The organism is Desulfovibrio piger, from assembly GCF_012843875.1.
Classification (GTDB): Bacteria; Desulfobacterota; Desulfovibrionia; order Desulfovibrionales; family Desulfovibrionaceae; genus Desulfovibrio.
Window position 1 is genome coordinate 1 of sequence record NZ_JABAFY010000106.1, and the last position, 1,429, is coordinate 1,429.

Here is a 1,429-nt window from a genome sequence, read left to right on the forward strand (position 1 = left end):
AGCGTCTTTAGGCGCAGCCGGTAACAGGCCCTTACAGGGCCAGAGCAAACCACCCGCTTTGCGGGTGGTTCTGATTTATCGGCGAAAAATACATCGCGCAAAATTGAGATTTAAGGCGCTAAAAAAATTTTTTTGACCTGTGATTCATAAAAACAACTTTTTTCGCTCTCAGGGGGAATATGCGCCATTTTCTGTTTCTTGGCGATATAGGCCTTTTCCACGCCCCCAATTTGCCGCAGACAGGTCACTAGAATGCTCCAAGGTGCTATGACCGAAAAAGGCCACCCGCAAGGGTGGCCTTTGGTTAACCCGGGCTAAAAAATGCTATCCGGCATGCGCGGCCAGCTGGGCCTTGGCCTGACGGGCCTCTTCCTCCAGCTGTCCCTTGCGGGCTTCGGAGATCTTCAGGGCCGCGGCAAGCGCATCAAGGTAGCTGCGTTCCATAAAGTGGTCGATATCCACGATCATGCACGACAGGCGGTACAGGTCTTCCCCCTGCTCTGCGGACCGAATCTCCGCGGCCAGAGCCGCAGGATCGATGGGGGCATTCAGCAGCTGACCCAAGAGGGCATTGGTGTCCTGACCGGGAGCCATCTGTGCGACGACCTTGCTGATACGATCCTGTTCCGTCGCGTCGATATGTCCATCCGCCCGCGCGGCGAACACCATGGCGCGCAGCAGGAGCCGGGCCGTGGGATCCAGCTCGGCAGGGGCCACAGCCGCCACCGGCTGCTGGACAGGAGCCGGTTCCGCAGGCTGGCTCTCTTTCTGGGACTGCGACCATTTCTGGTAAAAATTCCAGGCTACTGCGCCCGCACCGACCAGAGCGGCATTCTGCAACGCGCCTTTGGACATGAAGGAGCCCAGCAGCGCCCCCAGGGCGCCGGCACCCACCAGGCCGCCAACGCCGCCGGGAGCAGCCTTGGTCAGACCGGATGCCTGTTCTTTGGCCGTATCCATAAGAGAGCCAAGCGTTTCACCAATGTTCTTTTTATTGAAGATGTCGAAAAGGGACATATGAACCTCTCATGTTGTTGTCTGGCACAGGGGGATTTTCCATATATTCCCCTGTGCGTGAACAGCGTGTGTCAGAGTACAGATAGGATCATGCCGCTATAAGTCAAGAGGGTAGCCTTCGGGCTGCTTGCCGGTGGCCCTTGCTTTTTCCCTCACAGCCAATCTTCATTGCAAAAAACATGCTTCCACTATGTCTTGGGCAGCGGAGCCACGATCGCACGACCATGCCTCACCATGCCCCGCTTCTGCTTTCATACTTTTCAGGGGTACATCCAATCGTCACACAACGGACATGCTCGCGTTCCCGTTTTTGCCTAGATAGTGTCGTCAAATTAAAAAGTATGTTATAATCTCTTCACTTACAATGAGGAGAGACCATATGGCGGCACATCGGAGGCATGATATTTCCGAC

At 55.6% G+C, this 1,429-nt stretch carries 1 protein-coding gene; it reads right to left on the reverse strand.

What is annotated here, in order from left to right; all coding sequences use genetic code 11:
* Positions 1-324: 324 nt before the first annotated feature.
* On the reverse strand, positions 325-1,017 hold the full coding sequence (locus HF854_RS12315; protein ID WP_168936545.1) for a tellurite resistance TerB family protein: 693 nt from the start codon (positions 1,015-1,017) through the stop codon (positions 325-327).
* Positions 1,018-1,429 lie beyond the last annotated feature (412 nt).

Bases quoted from the DNA above. Each gene is read 5' to 3' on its own strand.
- HF854_RS12315 (WP_168936545.1), bottom strand. From the start codon at position 1,017: ATGTCCCTTTTCGACATCTTCAATAAAAAGAACATTGGTGAAACGCTT.